This window comes from Winogradskyella echinorum (assembly GCF_014297365.1).
Classification (GTDB): domain Bacteria; phylum Bacteroidota; class Bacteroidia; order Flavobacteriales; family Flavobacteriaceae; genus Winogradskyella; species Winogradskyella echinorum.
Window position 1 is genome coordinate 799960 of the sequence record NZ_JACOQD010000001.1, and the last position, 14111, is coordinate 814070.

General features: G+C 31.3%; 15 protein-coding genes. 6 read left to right on the plus strand and 9 right to left on the minus strand.

The features are described 5' to 3' along the window. Positions 1–60: 60 nt before the first annotated feature. Positions 61–1041: a LuxE/PaaK family acyltransferase gene (locus tag H8K90_RS03495; protein ID WP_186844544.1), complete on the plus strand. Its 981-nt coding sequence runs from the start codon at positions 61–63 to the stop codon at positions 1039–1041. Positions 1042–1209: 168 nt separating this feature from the next. On the opposite strand, the gene tyrS is transcribed toward H8K90_RS03495, so the two are convergent. After that, a complete protein-coding gene (gene tyrS, locus H8K90_RS03500; RefSeq protein ID WP_186844545.1) occupies positions 1210–2520 on the minus strand; it encodes a tyrosine--tRNA ligase in 1311 nt (436 codons plus the stop codon). A gap of 139 nt (positions 2521–2659) precedes the next feature. Here tyrS and H8K90_RS03505 point away from each other — a divergent pair, with 139 nt between their 5' ends. Continuing rightward, complete coding sequence (locus H8K90_RS03505) at positions 2660–3679, plus strand: NAD-dependent epimerase/dehydratase family protein (RefSeq protein ID WP_186844546.1); 1020 nt, start codon at positions 2660–2662, stop codon at positions 3677–3679. On the opposite strand, the gene H8K90_RS03510 is transcribed toward H8K90_RS03505, so the two are convergent. Genes H8K90_RS03510 through H8K90_RS03520 form a run of 3 tightly spaced genes read right to left on the minus strand, consistent with a single transcriptional unit; the run spans position 3645 to position 6197 of the window. After that, positions 3645–4121 carry a DUF4296 domain-containing protein gene (locus H8K90_RS03510; RefSeq protein WP_186844547.1) on the minus strand — a complete coding sequence of 159 codons (477 nt, stop codon included), beginning with the start codon at positions 4119–4121 and terminating at the stop codon, positions 3645–3647. The two genes, H8K90_RS03505 and H8K90_RS03510, sit on opposite strands and share 35 nt — an antisense overlap. A 1-nt stretch (position 4122) precedes the next feature. Further along, positions 4123–5466 carry a dihydroorotase gene (locus H8K90_RS03515; protein ID WP_186844548.1) on the minus strand — a complete coding sequence of 448 codons (1344 nt, stop codon included), beginning with the start codon at positions 5464–5466 and terminating at the stop codon, positions 4123–4125. 8 nt (positions 5467–5474) lie between these two features. Continuing rightward, positions 5475–6197, minus strand: a complete 723-nt coding sequence (locus H8K90_RS03520) for a polyprenol monophosphomannose synthase (RefSeq protein WP_186844549.1) — start codon at positions 6195–6197, stop codon at positions 5475–5477. A 148-nt stretch (positions 6198–6345) separates the two neighbouring features. Here H8K90_RS03520 and H8K90_RS03525 point away from each other — a divergent pair, with 148 nt between their 5' ends. Together H8K90_RS03525 and H8K90_RS03530 are read left to right on the plus strand one after the other, a co-directional pair. Continuing rightward, positions 6346–6996, plus strand: a complete 651-nt coding sequence (locus H8K90_RS03525) for a DUF4271 domain-containing protein (protein WP_186844550.1) — start codon at positions 6346–6348, stop codon at positions 6994–6996. Between the two features lie 16 nt (positions 6997–7012). After that, positions 7013–7762 carry a uroporphyrinogen-III synthase gene (locus H8K90_RS03530; protein WP_186844551.1) on the plus strand — a complete coding sequence of 250 codons (750 nt, stop codon included), beginning with the start codon at positions 7013–7015 and terminating at the stop codon, positions 7760–7762. Between the two features lie 73 nt (positions 7763–7835). On the opposite strand, the gene pckA is transcribed toward H8K90_RS03530, so the two are convergent. Both pckA and H8K90_RS03540 read right to left on the minus strand, forming a co-directional pair. After that, positions 7836–9452, minus strand: a complete 1617-nt coding sequence (gene pckA, locus H8K90_RS03535) for a phosphoenolpyruvate carboxykinase (ATP) (RefSeq protein ID WP_186844552.1) — start codon at positions 9450–9452, stop codon at positions 7836–7838. Between the two features lie 65 nt (positions 9453–9517). Continuing rightward, positions 9518–9907: a DUF423 domain-containing protein gene (locus H8K90_RS03540; protein ID WP_186844553.1), complete on the minus strand. Its 390-nt coding sequence runs from the start codon at positions 9905–9907 to the stop codon at positions 9518–9520. 70 nt (positions 9908–9977) lie between these two features. Here H8K90_RS03540 and H8K90_RS03545 point away from each other — a divergent pair, with 70 nt between their 5' ends. Beyond that, entirely contained in the window at positions 9978–11342 is a 1365-nt protein-coding gene (locus tag H8K90_RS03545) for a saccharopine dehydrogenase family protein (RefSeq protein ID WP_186844554.1), read from the plus strand. A gap of 63 nt (positions 11343–11405) precedes the next feature. Then, positions 11406–11876, plus strand: a complete 471-nt coding sequence (locus tag H8K90_RS03550; RefSeq protein ID WP_186844555.1) for an Lrp/AsnC ligand binding domain-containing protein — start codon at positions 11406–11408, stop codon at positions 11874–11876. Between the two features lie 2 nt (positions 11877–11878). Here the strand turns inward: H8K90_RS03550 and H8K90_RS03555 are convergent, their stop codons facing one another. The 3 genes from H8K90_RS03555 to H8K90_RS03565 form a co-directional block, all read right to left on the minus strand. Beyond that, positions 11879–12373, minus strand: coding sequence for a hypothetical protein (locus tag H8K90_RS03555; RefSeq protein ID WP_186844556.1), 495 nt, complete (start codon positions 12371–12373; stop codon positions 11879–11881). 13 nt (positions 12374–12386) lie between these two features. After that, positions 12387–13424 carry an aldo/keto reductase gene (locus tag H8K90_RS03560; RefSeq protein ID WP_186844557.1) on the minus strand — a complete coding sequence of 346 codons (1038 nt, stop codon included), beginning with the start codon at positions 13422–13424 and terminating at the stop codon, positions 12387–12389. A 347-nt stretch (positions 13425–13771) separates the two neighbouring features. Continuing rightward, on the minus strand, positions 13772–14065 hold the full coding sequence (locus H8K90_RS03565) for a F0F1 ATP synthase subunit epsilon (protein ID WP_186844558.1): 294 nt from the start codon (positions 14063–14065) through the stop codon (positions 13772–13774). Positions 14066–14111 lie beyond the last annotated feature (46 nt).

Genomic DNA, 14111 nt, shown 5'->3' on the forward strand with positions numbered 1-14111 from the left:
CGCTCAGCAGCCAAATGAAATTATAATATGCTAACCAGAATTTTAAGTTGAGCTAATACTATGAAAGCACCTAAAGCAATTTTTAATATAAAATCCGATGCTGCATTTGAGGACTTGGCTTTAAGAGTCTTTAAGTTTCAATTTGAAAATAATGGAGTTTATCGTTCGTTTTGCGATTTACTTTACAGACATCCTGCAGATGTAAAAAACATACAAGATATTCCATTTCTTCCTATACAATTTTTTAAGTCTCATGAGATTTTATCTTCCAATACTAAAGTTGAAAAAACCTTTACCAGTTCTGGTACAACAGGCAGTATAACCAGTAAACATCTAGTAACTGATATAAAGATTTATGAAGAAAGCTATTTAGAAGGTTTTAAGCATTTTTATGGCAATATTGAAGAATACGTGGTTTTAGCTTTACTTCCTTCTTATTTAGAACGTGAAGGTTCTTCTTTAATATATATGGCTAATGATTTAATTGTAAAATCTAAACAACCTGAAAGTGGATTTTACCTCAAAAATCTTAAAGAATTAGCTAATACACTAAATCATCTTGAAAACAGAAAACAAAAAACTTTATTAATTGGTGTCTCATTTGCTTTATTAGATATGGTTGAACAATTTCAGTTTAATTTAAACCATACCATAGTAATGGAAACTGGTGGTATGAAAGGCAGACGAAAAGAAATTATACGCCAAGAATTACATCATATCCTCAAATCTGGTTTTGGTGTTAATAAAATACATAGTGAATATGGCATGACAGAACTTTTAAGTCAGGCGTATTCTAACGGTAATGGTATTTTTAAGTGTCCTCCTTGGATGAAGGTTTTAACAAGAGACACTGAAGATGCACTAAATATGCAACAAGCTAATAAAACTGGAGGTATTAATGTTATTGACCTTGCTAATATTAACTCTTGCTCATTTATTGCCACACAAGACTTAGGTAAAGTTTCTGAAAATGGTACGTTTGAGATTATAGGAAGATTTGACAACTCTGATATTAGAGGTTGTAATTTAATGGCATTGTAAGGAAATTAATTTCATTACGACTTAATAAGTACTTTGAAAAAGAAAGATTTTTTCAATAGTTGATTGATTGGTTAGATTGTGCCCAAAAGAGATTTTGGGCACTTTTTTTGCAAAAAAAAGACCTGATAGTAATAACTAGACAGGTCTATATAAACACTTATATTTTATTTAAACCACTTTTAAAATAAAGTTAGTTTTCTTTCCTCTACTGATTACAATATACTTATCGTTAATTAAGTCTTCTGTAGTTAATACGTAATCTTCTTTAACCTTTTCTTTATTAACTGCAATTGCATTTTCTTTTAATGCTCTACGGGCTTCACCATTGGAGCCTAAAAAATTAGTTTTGGCAGCCAAAGCACCAATCATATCAATACCTTCATCAAATTCTGCTCTGCTGATTTCGGCTTGTTTTACACCTTCAAACACATCTAAAAACAAATTCTCATCTAACTCTCTTATCTCGTTTTTAAAATCTTTACTAAATAAAATTTTAGATGCTTTAATTGCATTTTCATAATCTTCCTTACTATGCACAAACGTTGTAACTTCTTCAGCTAAACGCTTTTGTAAAGCTCTAAAACCAGGATTTTCTTTATGCTCTTCAATTAAATTTTCAATAGATTCTTTATCTAAAAATGTAAAGATCTTAATATATTTTTCAGCATCTTCATCAGTTGTATTTAACCAAAATTGATAAAATTTGTACACCGAAGTTTTATTAGCATCTAACCAAACATTTCCTCCTTCACTTTTACCAAATTTAGAACCGTCTGCCTTGGTAATTAAAGGACAAGTCATTGCATATGCTTTTGCTTGGTCTTCACCATCGTGCATACGTCTTACCAACTCCGTTCCTGTGGTAATATTTCCCCACTGATCGCTTCCACCCATTTGTAATTTGCAACCCATAGTTTTGTACAAATGATGAAAATCGTAACCTTGAATCAATTGATAAGTAAATTCAGTAAAAGACATACCTACACTACCTTCTTCTCCACTTAAACGTTTTTTTACAGAATCTTTAGCCATCATATAATTTACGGTGATGCGTTTACCAACATCGCGCGCAAAATCTATGAAACTAAAATTCTTCATCCAGTCATAATTGTTTACTAAAACTGGAGCATTTTTTTCGTTAGAATTAAAATCTAAAAAACGAGACAAAATATTTCTTATACCGGCAACATTATGAGCCAAAGTTGTCTCATCTAACAAATTTCGTTCGTCACTTTTTCCAGATGGATCACCAATCATTCCTGTTGCACCACCAACTAAAGCAATGGGTTTATGACCAGCTTTTTCTAAATGCACTAATAAAATTATAGGCACTAAACTACCAATATGCAGCGAATCTGATGTTGGGTCAAAACCAATGTATGCTGTTGTCATTTCTTTGTCTAATTGCTCCTCAGTGCCAGGCATTATATCATGCACCATTCCTCTCCATCTTAAATCTTCTACAAATTTGTTTGCCATTATTACTTATTTCAAAATTTATTGACGCAAAGATATGTTTCCGCTTTAAAAGACAAAAGCCAAAAAGCAATTTTAAAAAAGCGTAAATTTACTTCGGATATGCTCAACAACCAATTTATGGTTTAAGACAAAATTACGGATGATATTAGTTACAGGTGGAACAGGTTTAGTAGGCTCTCATTTACTTTTTAAATTAATTAGTAGCAATGCGCATGTACGCGCTATTTATAGAAGAGAAAAAACATTGAGGCGTGTTAAACATATATTCTCTTATTTTTCGGAAAATGCTGAAAACTTATTTAATAAAATTGAATGGGTTGAAGCAGATATTAATAATATTCCTAAATTACAAAATGCCTTTAAAGACATAACACATGTTTATCATTGTGCTGCCTTTGTATCTTTTGAACCCGATAAATATAAAGTCTTAAGAAAGATTAATATTGAAGGAACTGCAAATATTGTAAATCTCTGTATAAGTAATAATGTACAGAAATTATGCTACGTAAGTTCTGTTGCTGCTATTGGGCATAATAGTGATCCTAAAAAATTAGTTGATGAGCAAACGGCTTGGAATCCTGAGGATGATAATAATGTATATGCCATAACAAAATACGGAGCTGAACTTGAAGTGTGGAGAGGTACCCAAGAGGGTTTAAATGCTGTAATAATAAATCCAGGTATAATTTTAGGTGCAGGTTATTGGAATGGTGGCAGTAGCGGAAATTTATTTAAAAAGATTTATAAAGGCATGCGTTACTATGTAAAAGGAATTACTGGATATGTTGATGTTTGGGATGTTGTAAATTCTATGCATCAGCTTATGATCAGTGATATAACTAATGAAGGCTTTATTTTAGTATCTGAAAACTTGAGTTTTAAAGCGTTTCAGACTAAAACAGCAAATGCTTTAAGTGTACAACCACCAAAGAAAGAAGCTAAACCATGGTTATTAGCCATCGTTTGGAGATTAGATTGGTTGCAACATAAACTTTTAGGCAAACGCAGACAATTGTCTAAACAAACTGCAAAATCTGTTTCAAGAATTACAAAATATGATAATTCTAAGTTGAAAAACGCTTTAGGATTTCAATTTAAAACCATAGATACATCTATTAAAGAAATCACTGAACTGTTTTTGAAAGACTTGAAACAATAGAGTCTTTTAGTTTTGATTTATTTATAGAATCTCTTCGAATTCGTTGCTTAGCACTCAAAGAATCTTGTCTTTTTTTAACGGATTGTGCTTCTTTCTCCCTGATATCTTCAAAAGTTTTCTTTTCCTTTTCTAATCTAGCTCTTACTTTATCAATAATACTTTTATAAACTTCATTATCAAAAGTATAATAAGTATTACTATCTGAAAACTGTGTACTATCAATATTGTATTTGTTAAGCACATAGGTTTCTGGCATAAAACCTTCTGCTTCTAATATTTTTCTATTTACTCCTTTAGCAGCATTAATAATATATAAATCATACAAAATATCAGACATCGTTTCCTTAGCGATAAGGTTATCTGGCTTTTTTATACTTTTTGAATCATCGCAAGCAATAATTAAAAAACATAAAATTAATATGACAATTATATTCTTAAACATATTATCTGTTAAAAGTTAATCGTTTACCAGCTTTAACGTTTAAAACTTCAAAATTGTAATATGCCAATTCTCCATTAACAAAGGTATGAGTGATTCTACTTTTAAAGGTATTACCTTCAAAAGGAGACCAACCACATTTGTATAAAATATTACTTTTATTAACCGTCCAAGGACTATTTAAATTTACTATAACCAAATCTGCATAATAGCCTTCTCTTAAATAGCCACGCTTTTCAATATCGAATAATATTGCTGGATTATGACATGCTTTTTCTACAATCTTCTCAATAGGAATTTTCCCTTGATGATGCGCTTCTAACAAAGCAACTAAAGCGTGTTGTACCAAAGGACCTCCTGAAGGTGCACTTGTATATGGATTGCTTTTCTCTTCAATAGTATGTGGAGCGTGATCTGTTGCAATAACATCTATTCTATCGTCTAAAAGTGCTTTCCAGAGTTGCTCTCTATCCTTAGCTGTTTTAACCGCAGGATTCCATTTTATATGACTACCTTTTTTAGCATAATCCTCATCAGAAAACCATAAATGATGAATACATACCTCAGCTGTTATTTTTTTATCTTTTAATGGAATTTTATTTGAAAATAGTTTCGTTTCTTTTCCTGTAGAAAGATGAAACACATGCAATCTTGCACCTGTTTTCTTAGCTAATTCAATAGCTTTTGATGATGATAAATAACACGCTTCTTCGCTACGAATAATTGGGTGTTTTTCCATAGGAATATCATCACCATACTCAGCTTTATATTTTGCTAGATTCTTTTTAATGGTAGCTTCATCTTCGCAATGAACTGAAATTACCATATCGGTACTAGAAAATATTTTTTCTATAACTTTTGGGTCATCCACTAACATGTTACCCGTAGAAGAACCTAAAAACAATTTTAGCCCTGCCACAGTTTTAGGATTCACCTTTAAAATTTCGTCTAAATTGTTATTGGTACCTCCAAACATAAACGAATAGTTAGCATGAGAAGTCTTTGCAGCTATAGCAAACTTTTCTTCTAATTTTTCTACTGTTGTAGTTTGCGGATTGGTATTTGGCATTTCTATGAAAGAAGTAATACCGCCAGCCAATGCTGCTTTAGATTCTGTTTCTATATTGGCTTTGTGCGTTAAACCTGGTTCTCTAAAATGAACTTGGTCATCGATCATTCCGGGTAACACATAATTACCTTCTGCATCAATAACTCTGAAATCATTAGACTTAACACTAATTGAAATGTCTATTTTTTTTATGATATCATTTTCAATAAGAATGTCTCCTTCAACAATTTTGCCTTCGTTGACAATCTTTGCATTTTTTATGAGGGTATTTTGCTTCATCTTTCTTTCTACTTAGCGAATAAACTTTTCAATTTTAAACTAATAACACCAAAAATTGCTTCCGAAATTATACTTCCACTCATTTTTGATTTCCCTTTGGTTCTATCTTTAAATATAACAGGTATTTCTACAATGTTAAATCCTTTTTTATGGGCTTTAAATTTCATTTCAATCTGAAATGCATAACCCACAAATTTTATTTTTTCTAAATTAATGGCTTCTAAAACAGCTCTCTTGTAACACACAAAACCAGCGGTAGAATCTTTAACTTTCATTCGGGTTATCAACCTTACATATCTTGATGCTCCATAAGATAATAGAATACGCATCATTGGCCAATTAACTACTGTTATTCCTTTTACATATCGCGAACCAACAGATATGTCAGCTCCATCAATAGCACAAGCATTGTATAATCTTATTAAGTCATCTGGATTATGCGAAAAATCGGCATCCATTTCAAAAATATATTGATATGTTTTTTCTAAACACCATTTAAATCCAGAAATATAGGCAACACCTAAACCGTTTTTTTCTTTACGCTCTAATAAAAATAATTGGTCTTTAAATTCTACTTGTAATGCTTTAACTTTTTCTCCTGTTTTATCTGGAGAATTATCATCTACCACCAAAACATGAAAATCTTTTTGTTGCGAAAACACAGCTCTAATGATTGATTCTATATTTTCAATCTCATTGTAGGTAGGTATTATAACAATGGCATCAGACATTCACTCACTTTTAATTTCGCTTTAATGCGCTTCTTTAATTTGAAACAAAAGTAAAGTTTTTAATGGATTATATAACGTAATTAACTTTTTTGATAGATATGAATGACACATATTATGTTAAGCCTATTTTTATTTTTAATTTAGCCCTATGCGAAATTTCATTACTTACGAGTGGTTTACAATTTTTACAATCATAGGATTGTTTGCAATTGTTGCTGCAAAATTTTTAAACACACTTCGGTTTAATGATTTTTTGTCTGTTATTGGTAATTCTAAGTATTTAAAAATTTATACCAAGGACCAAAAATTTATAGATCAGTTTGATAGTTTTCTATTTATAAACCTAGCATTGTCCTTTAGTATTTTTGCGCATTTTGCGTATTCTACTTTTATTTCTCCTATTCCTTTTGAGCTAATTTCTTTCTTAAAATTACTTTTCGCTGTTTCTACAATCATCATTATAAAAACACTTCTAGAACGCCTCATTGGCAGTCTTTTTGAGATAGACAGCTTAATTGACGATTATTTATTTCAGAAAACCACGTTTAAAAATTATTCTGGTATTGTATTTTTATTAGCTAATTTATTTCTATTATATTCTAATATTTCAATAGAAGCTATTATAATCTCAGCATTTTCATTAGTTTGTCTTATTAACCTCATAGGGTTTCTAACTTCTTTTAAAAGCTATCAAAAATTAATAAATCCGAATTTTTTCTATTTTTTATTGTATCTTTGCGCTCTCGAAATTGGACCTTATGTTCTTTTATATAAGGTAATTAGGGAGTATAACGCTTAAAACAAAAGGGATACGTATGAAAGTGAAAACAATTTTAGTATCACAGCCAGAGCCTAAAATAGAGAACTCTCCGTACTTTGATTTGCAAGAAAAGCAAAAAGTAAAAGTAGACTTTAGACCCTTCATCCATGTAGAAGGTGTCTCCTCAAAAGATATTAGACAACAAAAAATAGACCTTAGTAAGTTTACCGCAATTATTCTTACTAGTAGAAATTCTGTGGATCATTTCTTTAGAGTAGCAGACGAAATGCGCTTTAAAGTGCCAGATTCAATGAAGTATTTCTGCCAATCAGAAGCTGTTGCTTATTATCTTCAGAAATATGTTGTTTACAGAAAACGTAAAATCTACGTTGGTAAACGTACTTTTGAAGAATTATCTCCATTAATTAAAAAATACAAGGACGAAAGCTTTTTATTGCCAACTACAGATAAAGTTAAACCTATTATACCCGAAACTTTAGATAAGTTAGCTGTTAAGTGGAAACAAGCTACATTCTATAAAACGGTGATAAGTGATTTATCTGACTTGGCAAATGTTTATTACGATATATTAGTGTTTTTTAGCCCTTCTGGTATAGAATCATTGTTTCACAATTTTCCAGATTTTGAACAAAAAAATACACGTATTGCAGTATTCGGAAATACAACTGTAAAAGCAGTTAAAGAAAAGGGATTGCGTGTAGATATTTCTGCACCAACACCAGAAACTCCTTCTATGACTATGGCATTAAAAAAGTATATTGATGCTGTAAATAAAGGGAAGTAGTTTCAACATTATAACAATATAAAAAAAGCGATTCTAAATTTAGAATCGCTTTTTTATTTATATCACTTTTCACTTAGAAAGCATAACGTTGAGGCCCACCTCTACGTATATCTTCATTAGCATCATCTTGAAATTTCTTAAAATTCTCTCTAAAAGCATTTGATAATTTAAATGCTGTTTTATAATAAGCTTCATCATCATTCCATGTAGCTCTAGGGCTTAATACTTCTGTTGGTACACCTGGACATGATCTTGGTTGTGCAACACCAAATACCGAGTGTATATGATAATCTTCGTAGGTATATGCTCCTAAATCTCCATTAAGTACAGCATTAATCATGGCACGAGTGTACTTAAGTTTCATACGTGTACCTACACCATAAGGACCACCTGTCCAACCTGTATTAACCAACCAAACATTAACACCAGCTTCTTTCATTTTTTTACTCAACATTTCAGCATATTTAGTCGGGTGTAATGGCATAAATGGCGCACCAAAACATGCAGAGAAACTTGGTACTGGTTCAACTACACCAGCTTCGGTACCTGCGACTTTTGCTGTATAACCAGAAATAAAGTGATAAGCTGACTGGTTTGGCGTTAATTTTGAAATCGGAGGCAAAACACCAAAGGCATCTGCCGTTAAGAAAAATATATTCTTAGGGTTTTTACCAATAGATGGTTTTCTAATATTATCTATATGGTAAATTGGGTAACTTACTCTTGTATTTTGTGTTATAGATGTATCGGCAAAATCTACATTACCGTTATCATCCATAATTACGTTTTCTAGAATAGCTCCTTTTTTAATTGCAGCAAATATTTCTGGTTCTTGTTCTTGAGATAAGTTAATTACTTTAGCATAACAACCTCCTTCAAAATTAAAAACCGTGTTTTCATTAGTCCAACCATGCTCATCATCTCCAATTAAACTACGATCTGGATCGGTTGATAATGTCGTTTTTCCTGTACCAGATAATCCAAAGAAAATTGCCGTATCACCATCTTTACCAACATTAGCACTACAGTGCATTGGTAAGGTATTTTTATAAACTGGAAGTATAAAATTTAAAGCTGAGAAGATTCCTTTTTTAATTTCGCCTGTATAACCCGTTCCCCCTATTAAAGCAATTTTACGAGTAAAGTCTAAAATAGCAAAGTTATGCTGACGTGTACCATCTACCTCAGCATCTGCCATAAAACCTGGTGCATTAACCACAGTCCATTCTGGCGTAAAACTTTTTAATTCGTCTTCCGTAGGACGTAAAAACATATTATAAGCAAACATGTTGCTCCATGGATATTCATTAATAACACGGATATTTAATTTGTAATCCTCATCTGCACAAGCATAGCTATCTCTAACATAAACTTCTTTTTCAGATAAATAATCGACAACCTTGTCATATAGTTTTTGAAACTTATCACTCTCAAACGGAATGTTAATATTTCCCCACCAAATTTTATCCTTGGTAATGTCATCTTTTACAATGAACCTATCCATTGGTGAACGCCCTGTAAACTCACCTGTGTTAACAGCTAAGGCACCCGATGAAGCTTCTACACCTTGGCCTTTTGCGATTGTTTCAGCATGAAGTTGCTCTGAAGATAATTGATAGTTGACCTTAGCATTTTTTATACCGTATTGGTCTAACGAAATCGTTTTCGTTGATTGTGTATGGTTTACCATAATTTTTGTGTTGTTTTAGGATACAAAATTATCATTTTATTTTAAAACAACGGTGCAGAATAGCATTAATCGACCTTATTTCTTATAAAACCGATTAACATAACAAACCAAGCCAATATTAACGATAAACCACCAATAGGTGTAATTATTGCAATAGTCTCAAAATCAAAGCCTGAGAGCTCGTTCGTAGCTAGCCCATATATAGAACCTGAAAAGAAAATCACTCCAACTACTACAAGGTATAAAATGATTTTTTTTAATTTAAGATCTACAAAATATGTACCACCTAAAATTAAAAGAAAAAAGGCATGGTATATTTGGTAACGTACACCTGTTTCAAAAGTTTTAATTGCATCAGCATCTACTAATTTTTCTAAGCCATGTGCAGCAAAAGCGCCTAAAATTATTCCTAAAATTCCTAAAATAGTTCCAGTAATTAATAAATTTTTGTTCATATTAAAGTTTGGTTTTGGTTTTTAATGGCTTATGTATTTACTACATTCGTGCTATACAAAATTAGTTATAATGCGAAAGATTCTAATCATTGGTGCTGGAAAATCAGCATCATATCTCATAAAATATTTACTAGATAAGTCTCAATCTGAAAAACTACATATTACCATAGGAGATCTTAATGTTGAAAACGCTAAAAAGTTAGTTGGTGAAAATTCTAAGGCAGATATTATTCATTTAGATGTATTTAATTCTGAATCTAGAATAACAGCTGTAAAAAATGCGGATATAGTGGTTTCTATGCTTCCGGCACGTTTTCATATAGAAGTCGCAAAAGATTGTATTACTTATAAAAAACACATGGTTACGGCTTCTTATGTAAGTGAAGATATGCAGACTTTAAATAATGACGCAAGGGCAAATAATTTGGTTTTTATGAACGAGATTGGTGTAGATCCTGGGATTGACCATATGAGTGCTATGCAAGTAATTGACAAAATTAGAGATAAAGGCGGTAAAATGATCTTGTTTGAATCGTTTACAGGAGGTTTAGTTGCTCCAGAAAGTGATAATAATCTATGGAATTACAAATTCACATGGAACCCTAGAAATGTTGTTGTAGCTGGCCAAGGAGGTGCCGCAAAATTTTTACAAGAAGATCAGTTTAAATATATTCCATATCACAGATTATTTAGACGTACTGAATTTTTGGAAGTTGAAAACTATGGTCGTTTTGAAGCTTATGCAAATAGAGATTCTCTAAAATATCAAAATGTTTATGGTTTAGATCAAATAAAGACTTTGTATCGAGGCACCATGCGACGCGTTGGTTTTAGTCGTGCTTGGAATGTATTTGTACAACTTGGCATGACAGATGATAGTTATACCATTGATGATAGTGCAAATATGAGTTATCGCGATTTTGTAAATGCTTTTTTACCTTACAGCCCAACAGACTCTGTGGAGCTTAAATTTAGACATGCACTAAAGATTGACCAGGATGATATTGTTTGGGATAAATTTTTAGAGTTAGATCTTTTTAACTCTAATAAAATGGTGGAATTAGATAAAGCTACACCAGCACAAATTCTTCAGAAAATATTAATGGATAGTTGGTCCTTAAGTGAAGACGATAAAGATATGATTGTAATGTATCATAAGTTTGGTTACGAACTTAATGGTAGAAAACATCAAATCGATGCTACTATGGTTGCTCTTGGTGAAGATCAAACATACACTGCAATGGCAAAAACAGTTGGATTGCCTGTTGCTATTGCAACTCTTGCTATTTTAAATGGAAAAATAAAGACACCAGGAGTACAAATTCCTATTACTAAAGAGGTTTATACTCCTATTTTAGAAGAATTAGAAACGTATGGTGTTATATTTAATGAGAAAGAAGTTCCTTATTTAGGATATAATCCTCTTAATATTTAAGCTAAAATTTCAAATTGAAATCATTTACTTATTTTTAACTTTCGAATTTAAACTAAAATAGACATGAAGGTTAATGATAAAGGAGTTTATATAGATGGTATTGATAAAAAGATACTTAGAGCATTGATGGAAGATGCCAGAACTCCAATTCTAGAAATTGCACGTAATGTTGGTATTTCTGGTGCAGCAATACATCAACGTCTTAAAAAACTTGAAAAATCTGGCCTATTAGCTGGTTCTAAGTTTATTATTAATCCTAAAGTTTTAGGCTATACAACTATGGCTTTTGTTGGTGTCTACCTAGATAAAGCAGTTAGTAATCCAGAAGCTGTTAAACAATTAAAAAAAATTCCTGAGGTTATAGAGTGTCATTACACTACTGGTCATTGGAGTATCTTTATTAAAATATTATCCAAAGATAATGAGCATTTAATGCACGTGCTCAATTCTGAAATACAAAGCATAAAAGGTGTATCGAGGACTGAAACTTTTATTTCTTTACAGCAGCAGATTAATCGACAGATTAAGATTTAATATCACTTTCTATTTTTTAATTTCCAAATTAGAGCATACCATTTGCGCTTTAAATACTGATGCCTCCAATTAACATTAAATTTCACACCTTCTTTTCCCCATGGTGGTAAAGGAACTACTATATGAAATGGAGGAAATTTATTGACTAAACTATTTAAATCCTCTTCAATACGAAATCGCCTTGAACAAATAAGCCTTATAATAGTCTTGTGATTTGTCGATCGATAAACTTCAGAATTTATCCATAGAGGCACTAAACCTGAATTATATAAAACACTTATAACTTGTTCAATAGATTGAGGTTTATCTTTAAGTATATTAATTTCTTTTAGTTTTTCTAGTTCACTACTATTTAAATGGTTGCTTACCATTCTAGAATTTAGCTCAATTAAATATTCAATATTTTTAGAAATTGAATTAAAGACTAATGTTTCCGTAAATTCAATCAGTTTCTTTGAAGATTCTATCAACCTATATTTGAATTCTAATTCTTCCAAAATTAAAGATGAATTATGTAGCAGGGTTTGGTATCTCAGCATGCACAGCATTAATAGCTTTCATTACATCTTCAGTTAATGTAAGATTAATACTATCTAAATTTTCTTTTAGTTGTTCAATACTTGTCGCACCAATAATATTACTCGCTACAAAGGGTTGTTCATTTACAAAAGCTAAAGACATTTGTGCAATAGTCATATTGTTATCTTCAGCAATTTTCATATAACGCTTTGTTGCTTCTGTGCATTGTTCATTACTAAAGCGCGCAAATCTAGGAAACAATTTTAACCTAGCGTTATCCGCAGCTGTCCCATTTATATATTTGCCAGACAATACTCCATTACCCATTGGAGAATATGCTAATAAGCCTATATTTTCTCTGTGAGCAACTTCGGCTAAATCCCCTTCAAACTGTCTACACAATAAGGAATAAGCATTTTGAATAGTTATCATTCTTGGCAAATTATCAACCTTGGATTCTTCTAAATAACGCATTGTTCCCCATGCGCCTTCATTAGAAATCCCAACTTGTCTTATTTTTCCAGATTTAATGATTTCGTCTAAATTGTGAAGAATGTCATTAAAATTATCTTCCCATTTGTCATTTGGATTATGCTTATAATCCCTTACACCAAAAGTATTTGTTTGACGCTCGGGCCAATGCAATTGATATAAATCAATATAATCCGTTTGTAATCTTTTTAAGCTATTATCAACAGCTTCATTAAGTGCTTCTTTACTAAAACCTGTAGTTCTAATATGAGCTGTATAATCACCAGGTCCAGCTATTTTTGTAGCTAAAACCACTTTGTCTCTATTACCTGTTTTAGAAAACCAATTACCAATGATACGTTCAGTATCCGCATAAGTTTCGGCATTTGCTGGCACAGGATATAATTCCGCAACATCAAAAAAATTAACACCATTATCTAAAGCTAAATCCATTTGAGCGAAACCTTCGTCTTGAGTATTTTGGTTTCCCCACGTCATGGTACCTAGGCAAATTTTACTAACTTTTATATCTGTATTGGGTAGAGTTGTGTATTTCATAATAATTTTAGCGTATACTGAATTTTTTGATTAAACTAATCGTCTTTTTTATTGATCTTTTTATGGGCACTTAAAACTATAATTTCATTTTATAGTTGCTCAGTCCATCAAAATAAAATACAAAAATAAGAAGACCTGTGAGGTTTTAGAAACTCTAAAGCCCTAATTTTAAAAACAATTGTCACTCTAGAAAAAAGTTAAGAGTCAGAAAAATAAAATAGTTATAAGTAACTTTTAAATAAGGAATTTACTATTCAACAAATACTTACAAATATGATTAAAAGCTTTAACAAAAAAACGCGAAGTATAATACTTCGCGTTTTTATATATAAATATTGAATGATTTATTAATCCGCTAAAATAATTAGTTTATTATCTTTCATTTCAATAGTACCAGAATTAATACTTAAAGTTAATACCTTTTTGTCATCGTTATGAGGAACAACATCTGCATGTAATTCGTCAAAAACTAAATGACTCTGTGTATGTGTGTTAATTCTAATAGTACCTTTTTTTAATATAGATACAATTGGTGCATGATCTTTTAACATCTCAAACTCACCGTTAACACCTGGTACAACTACAGAATCAACTTCTGAACTAAATAAAGTAGCTTCTGGTGATACAATTTCTAAATACATAGTTAAACCTGTTTAACTACCCTGAAATTAGCTCAGGGTCATTTTA

Excerpts from the sequence above, each read along its gene's own strand:
- H8K90_RS03530 (WP_186844551.1), top strand. The coding sequence starts at position 7,013 with ATGAAAGTGAAAACAATTTTAGTATCACAGCCAGAGCCTAAAATAGAG.
- H8K90_RS03495 (WP_186844544.1), top strand. The coding sequence starts at position 61 with ATGAAAGCACCTAAAGCAATTTTTAATATAAAATCCGATGCTGCATTT.
- H8K90_RS03510 (WP_186844547.1), bottom strand. The coding sequence starts at position 4,121 with ATGTTTAAGAATATAATTGTCATATTAATTTTATGTTTTTTAATTATT.
- H8K90_RS03550 (WP_186844555.1), top strand. The coding sequence starts at position 11,406 with ATGAAGGTTAATGATAAAGGAGTTTATATAGATGGTATTGATAAAAAG.
- H8K90_RS03520 (WP_186844549.1), bottom strand. The coding sequence starts at position 6,197 with ATGTCTGATGCCATTGTTATAATACCTACCTACAATGAGATTGAAAAT.
- pckA (WP_186844552.1), bottom strand. The coding sequence starts at position 9,452 with ATGGTAAACCATACACAATCAACGAAAACGATTTCGTTAGACCAATAC.
- H8K90_RS03540 (WP_186844553.1), bottom strand. The coding sequence starts at position 9,907 with ATGAACAAAAATTTATTAATTACTGGAACTATTTTAGGAATTTTAGGA.
- H8K90_RS03560 (WP_186844557.1), bottom strand. The coding sequence starts at position 13,424 with ATGAAATACACAACTCTACCCAATACAGATATAAAAGTTAGTAAAATT.
- tyrS (WP_186844545.1), bottom strand. The coding sequence starts at position 2,520 with ATGGCAAACAAATTTGTAGAAGATTTAAGATGGAGAGGAATGGTGCAT.
- H8K90_RS03565 (WP_186844558.1), bottom strand. The coding sequence starts at position 14,065 with ATGTATTTAGAAATTGTATCACCAGAAGCTACTTTATTTAGTTCAGAA.
- H8K90_RS03515 (WP_186844548.1), bottom strand. The coding sequence starts at position 5,466 with ATGAAGCAAAATACCCTCATAAAAAATGCAAAGATTGTCAACGAAGGC.
- H8K90_RS03525 (WP_186844550.1), top strand. The coding sequence starts at position 6,346 with ATGCGAAATTTCATTACTTACGAGTGGTTTACAATTTTTACAATCATA.
- H8K90_RS03545 (WP_186844554.1), top strand. The coding sequence starts at position 9,978 with ATGCGAAAGATTCTAATCATTGGTGCTGGAAAATCAGCATCATATCTC.
- H8K90_RS03505 (WP_186844546.1), top strand. The coding sequence starts at position 2,660 with ATGATATTAGTTACAGGTGGAACAGGTTTAGTAGGCTCTCATTTACTT.